5 protein-coding genes and 2 rRNA genes are annotated in these 5,315 nt (G+C 43.1%); 1 reads left to right on the top strand and 6 read right to left on the bottom strand.

The window, feature by feature from the left end:
* Positions 1–283: 283 nt before the first annotated feature.
* A complete protein-coding gene (locus JXA84_09745; protein MBN1151485.1) occupies positions 284–1,240 on the top strand; it encodes a T9SS type A sorting domain-containing protein in 957 nt (318 codons plus the stop codon).
* A 38-nt stretch (positions 1,241–1,278) separates the two neighbouring features.
* On the opposite strand, the gene JXA84_09740 is transcribed toward JXA84_09745, so the two are convergent.
* The 6 genes from JXA84_09740 to JXA84_09715 form a co-directional block, all read right to left on the bottom strand.
* Positions 1,279–2,931, bottom strand: a complete 1,653-nt coding sequence (locus JXA84_09740) for an NAD+ synthase (GenBank protein MBN1151484.1) — start codon at positions 2,929–2,931, stop codon at positions 1,279–1,281.
* A 5-nt stretch (positions 2,932–2,936) separates the two neighbouring features.
* Positions 2,937–3,554: a hypothetical protein gene (locus tag JXA84_09735; GenBank protein MBN1151483.1), complete on the bottom strand. Its 618-nt coding sequence runs from the start codon at positions 3,552–3,554 to the stop codon at positions 2,937–2,939.
* Positions 3,551–4,189: an N-glycosylase/DNA lyase gene (locus JXA84_09730; GenBank protein MBN1151482.1), complete on the bottom strand. Its 639-nt coding sequence runs from the start codon at positions 4,187–4,189 to the stop codon at positions 3,551–3,553. Before JXA84_09730 ends, JXA84_09735 begins: the two co-directional genes overlap by 4 nt.
* Before the next feature lie 51 nt (positions 4,190–4,240).
* Positions 4,241–4,852, bottom strand: coding sequence for a PorT family protein (locus tag JXA84_09725; GenBank protein ID MBN1151481.1), 612 nt, complete (start codon positions 4,850–4,852; stop codon positions 4,241–4,243).
* Between the two features lie 115 nt (positions 4,853–4,967).
* Positions 4,968–5,084 (bottom strand): 5S ribosomal RNA (gene rrf, locus JXA84_09720).
* Positions 5,085–5,129: 45 nt separating this feature from the next.
* Positions 5,130–5,315 (bottom strand): 23S ribosomal RNA (locus tag JXA84_09715); the annotation flags it as partial.

The raw sequence follows: 5,315 nt of genomic DNA, 5'->3' as shown, positions 1-5,315 counted from the left end.
CCATTTCATCCTCCTGTTCGTATTAAATAAGGCAAAAAGTCATTTAACACTTTTTGCCTCATTTACACAGAAGAATTTACACTACCATCTGACCATTGTTTACGTCCATGCAAATGATACCGTTTGCATGTTTAGGAGGGTAAATTTAGACCAGTCTGTTAGTGAATGGTACTACTTCGACAATCATACAGATATAAAACATGTTGAAATGGATATTACCGATGAAGCCAATCCTCATATATATTTGGTTTACTCATATCCTTCATCTGCTACATCTTGTTTCTTGAGTAGACGATCATCTGCAGACGGTGGAGCTACATGGTCATCCGGAATAGTCACTTCCACTCAGAAGGAAGCCACCGGCTTTGACCTCTGTGCTGGACCGGATGATCAGGCTTATCTTCTCTGGCATGACGCTAGTGATAATGACCTTTCCGTGGCCAGGTATATTAATTATTTTACATCGGTTGGAGGATTTCAGTATCCTAATAATATTACAGATTTGTACTATGATGTCTACATCGCCTCTGCACGGTATAATTCTTATCCCACTAATTATGTGGCCGTAGTTTACCAGGATGGGCTGAACAACAATTCTGCCACCAGGTCCTGGGAAATTGTATCCTCAGACGGAGGTCAATCTTTCAGCGCTCCTTCTCATTTCCTGGTGGGAGACAACCATGCAATTCATCCCTTTGTCGCCTGTACCCGCTGCGGGACATCAGACCAGTTCGTGGGCTATGTGACCCAAAAATGGTCTGGAGCAGACTCGGTTATGGCCGGCTATAAATATTCCCAGTCCGCCAGCTGGAATAATTTAGGTTATAAAAATGACCACCGTGCTACCGGAGAGACCACCGCCCAGGGTAGTTACATTTTAACCGGTTTAGGGGGTGGAATGTATTTAATCTACCGTGAATACGCTAATGACAACATATGGTATGATCGAGCTAGTTACGCCTCATCAATTGAAGAGATATCATTGCCGGTGATCGAAGTTCACGCAGGTTTTAACCAGATGATGTTCACCTTGAACTTTCCCTCTCAAACCATGGGTAAACTCATGATTTTTGACTTGACCGGCAGAATTGTAAAAACACTTTATCAAGGTAAATTCAACCAAGGTGAAAATTCATTTTGCTGGGATTATCTAAATGATGATATTTCTTCAGGAACTTATATCATGCTGCTGAATACTCCAATAAATAACTATTCTCAGAAATTCAGCATATTGAACTGAACAAAAAGAGGAGGGATCAATCCCTCCTCTTTTCTTTCCTAAATATTGAAATATCTTGCCGCTATCGGCATTCTTCGTCCGAAGCCGAAAGCTTTTTCCGAAATCTTTAAACCCAGAGCGGCTTGTTGTCTTTTGTATTCGTTCTGGAAAACTCTTTGGAGAACCCATTCAACCGTCTTCTTTTTGTGACCTCTCCCGGCGATTTCTTCCGGTTTCATTTTCTCTTCCAAATAACACTTCAATATATCGTCGAGTATTTCGTAAGGAGGCAAAGTGTCCTGGTCTTTCTGAGCGGGTCTCAATTCAGCCGAAGGCGGCTTTTCTATTATGCTTTGAGGTATAATTTCAGCGGTTCTGTTTATGTAGTTTGAGAGTTGGTAAACGGTCGTCTTAAAGACATCAGAAAGAACAGCCAGCCCCCCGCTCATGTCTCCGTACAAGGTGCAGTAGCCGACAGCGAGTTCGCTTTTGTTTCCTGTCGAAAGGACTATGGATCCGAATTTGTTCGAAAAGGCCATGAGCAGATTACCTCTTATTCTCGCCTGGATGTTTTCTTCGGTAGAGTCGAATTTTTTTCCGCTGAAAAAAGGGTCAAGAGAAGCAAGGTAGGAATCGTAGATCTCTTCTATGCTTATTTCGTGAAACTTTATTCCGAGGTTTGAAGCCAATATCCTTGAATCTTCGACGCTGCCTTCAGAAGAGTATTTAGAAGGCATGGTGATGCCGACGACATTATCTTTTCCGAGCGCTTCAACGGCTATGCAGGCAGTCACCGCGGAATCAATGCCTCCCGACAGCCCTATTACCGCTCTCTCAAAACCGCATTTTCGGAAGTAATCCTTGACACCAAGCTTAAGTGCCGTAAAAATTTCTTCGGTCTCGGACAATAAGACGCTTTTTTCAACTCCGGATATATCATCCGTGTCGAAAAATCCGATTTCTTCTTCAAAAGACGCGAGGGTTAAAACCGGGTCAGAACTACAAGCGAACACAGAGCTGTTTCCGTCGAAAATCAACTCGTCGTTTGCACCGACTTGGTTTACGTGCATGAATAAAATTCCGTATTTTTTTGCCAGGTCACCGAAAACTTTTTTTCTCAATAAAGTTTTCCCCGCAGAAAACGGAGAGGCAGATATGTTTATTATCAGTTCTGCGTCTTTGCTCTTAAGCTCTTTTACGGGGTTTTTATCATAAAGAACGCTGTCGCCCCAAAGACCTGATTCAGACCACGCGTCTTCACAAACGGTCAGACCGATTTTCTTGTCTTTGTAAACCAGAATCTCGGATTGTTCTGAAGGTTCAAAATATCTGCCTTCGTCGAACACGTCGTAGAAAGGAAGCAGTGATTTTGCCTGAAAGAAAATTTCTTCTCCATTCGCCACGACCAGAACTGAGTTGAAAAGCCTCTTGCCCTTTCCGCTTCTGTTTCTGGTGACAGTCCCAAGGACAGCAGCTAACCCTCCATAACCAGCACCAAGTTTTTTGTACTTTTCGTTGAAAACCTCTATTTTTCGGAGAAAACGTTCGTCTTCGAGAAGATCTTTTGGAGGATACCCCGTGACGTAAAGTTCCGGAAAGACTATGAGGTCAGCCCCTTGGGATCCTGCGATTGAGAAAGCTTTTTTCGCTTTCTCGAAATTCCCTTCAAAATCGGCTACGCAGGGGTTTAGTTGCGCCAGGCAAATTTTCATAAGTTCTATATATCAATTCTCTTCCAATTTGACAACACGCCAATTGATATCCCTGCGTACAAAAAATTTTCGTTTTTTTGTTTATTGGGCAAAAACAGACCAAAGAGACCAGCTTCGAGACACACAAAATTTTGGAAGGGAAGCGATTTTTCAAAAGCCGCGGAGAATCTATAGCTTAAAGCGAATTCTTTAAAATGGTCGCAAAATGAAACAAACGAGAACGACGCGTTAAAGAAAAAACACGCCGTGTATTGAAACATCCCTTCTCTCGGGATTATGACTATTTTTCCGGGGCCGCTCTCGTAAGTTTTAAACCTCGGTGTCTCCCCCAATGGAAAAGCCGCGTACAACTGAAGGGGCAGGAAAACATATGCGGCATCTGTATTTGTAGCTTCTTGGTTTTCATCAAGCCAAAACAAATCCAGAACGCCTAATCCTCGGCCTAATTTATGGTCAATTTTACCCCAAGAAATTTCAAACAAGGACAACCTCGAAAAACCCTTGCCCCAAAAGTATTCAGCGGTTTTAAACCTTCTCCAGCCGTCGAAGCTTTCGTATGTATCACCATGGGCAACAGAGCAAATCGATACGGTCAAAACAGTCAGGCAAAATATAAATCTCATTTGAAAATTTCACCCGTGGAGAGATACCACAACACCAAGTCGAGATGTGGAAGGGGAATGGATAATTTCTGGGAAAGGTCAGAGAACATAGTTTCCGTTTCAAGATACTTTTTCTTACTCATACTTCCGGGAAGCTTGTCCATAACTTTTAAAGCCATCATGCATCTTAATATATGTCGGTCGAGAATTGCGACCTTTTCCCCTCTGCCAATATTTCTCATGAAATGGCTTGCTTCTTTAAACCCAAACCCTCTTACGTTTGAGACCAGCTGATCTCTCATCGCAAAATCATCATCTATGTACAGAATTCCGCTAAACCCTGGCTTTTCAAGCATTCTTCTCGCCAAAATTATATTTTGGGACTTGCAGTTGTGAAAACGCGTTTTTTTTACGAGCAGTTCAGAAATATCCTTCTGTCCTCCATCGTAAAGCAAACCATCCTTATCCAAAGATTCAACAGCGCTCCAGCACCTTTTGGCTGAAGACTGTGGAGTGAGGATGCAAAAGACAAGTTCCTTGAAAATTACATTTTCTTCCGACCTTCCTGTTTTTTTAAAGTCGGCGATTTTCCTTTCTATTCGGCTTTTGATTTTAGTATAAGCGTTTTTAACAGAATTTTCCGTGATCATTTTCATACAAAAAAAGCCGCTTCGAAAAGCGGCTTTTTCTTTATAGAAAAATTTCCCTTACATTATCTGGTAGCCGATTCCAGCGCAGATGCACATATTTTTCGCGTCTGGCTGTACACCGTTTACTTCTTCATTTACGTTTGTAAGGCCGTGCACGTACCTGAGTTCAAACAGGAACTGTTGATAGCAAGCCTCAGCTCCAATTGCAGCGCCGAGATCAAACGTGTTTATGGTTTCAATGTCTCCGCTTGAACTGACGCCGTTTGCTTCAGATTCCCAGGTGGCGCCTACGTTTATCCCCATGTCTACACCGCCGAGGAAAGAGAGTCCGAACACGAGGTTGGGTACGTTGAACCTGAGAAGAATGGGTATGTTGATGTAATTCAATGTGGAAGAACCCGAATAATTATCTTCGTCGTATTTAACTCCCTTTTGGGTGAAAAGGAGTTCGCCCTGAACTGCCATCATTGGCGTGAATCCGTAGTTGGCATATGCTCCGCCGTAAAATCCAGGCTTCCATCCGCTCATGCTGTCTGGGATATCCTCACCGTATCCGTTGGCGAGTGCGAGACCTGCTTTGACTCCGAAATGAATCGGGAGCGAGAGTTGAGAAAAAGCTGGAATTGATAGCGCGGTCAATATAATCGCCGCCAGTGTGATTTTTTTCATTTTCCCTCCTTCTTTCGTTCAGTTATTAATAAACTTATAACACCAATAATTTTAGTGTCAAGAAAATTTTTATACTCAATATAATGTGGGCATGAAAGAGGGAAAAATAAAAAAACCTCGGCGGCGCCTTACTCTCCCACAGCGTTGCCACTGAAGTACCATCAGCGCGGGAAGGCTTAACTGCCGTGTTCGGAATGGTAACGGGTGTTTCCCTTCCGCCATAGCCACCGAGGAATTTTTAATTTAAGTCAATATAGAAGCTGTGTTATTTTATATGTGTGTCAAGTCTCTCGGTCTATTAGTACTACTCGGCTGAACACATTTCTGTGCTTACACCTGTAGCCTATCAACCCGGTAGTCTTCCGGGGACCTTAGCCCGTCCCGAAGGACGGACGGGAGATATCATCTTGAAGGAGGCTTCCCGCTTAGATGCTTTCAGCGGTTATCCCGTCCGCACATAGCT

It is taken from the genome of candidate division WOR-3 bacterium (genome assembly GCA_016926475.1).
Classification (GTDB): Bacteria; SDB-A; SDB-A; order SDB-A; family SDB-A; genus JAFGIG01.
This window is presented reverse-complemented; position numbering and strand designations above follow the sequence as displayed.

Excerpts from the sequence above, each read along its gene's own strand:
- JXA84_09730 (MBN1151482.1), bottom strand. The coding sequence starts at position 4,189 with ATGAAAATGATCACGGAAAATTCTGTTAAAAACGCTTATACTAAAATC.
- JXA84_09725 (MBN1151481.1), bottom strand. The coding sequence starts at position 4,852 with ATGAAAAAAATCACACTGGCGGCGATTATATTGACCGCGCTATCAATT.
- JXA84_09735 (MBN1151483.1), bottom strand. The coding sequence starts at position 3,554 with ATGAGATTTATATTTTGCCTGACTGTTTTGACCGTATCGATTTGCTCT.
- JXA84_09740 (MBN1151484.1), bottom strand. The coding sequence starts at position 2,931 with ATGAAAATTTGCCTGGCGCAACTAAACCCCTGCGTAGCCGATTTTGAA.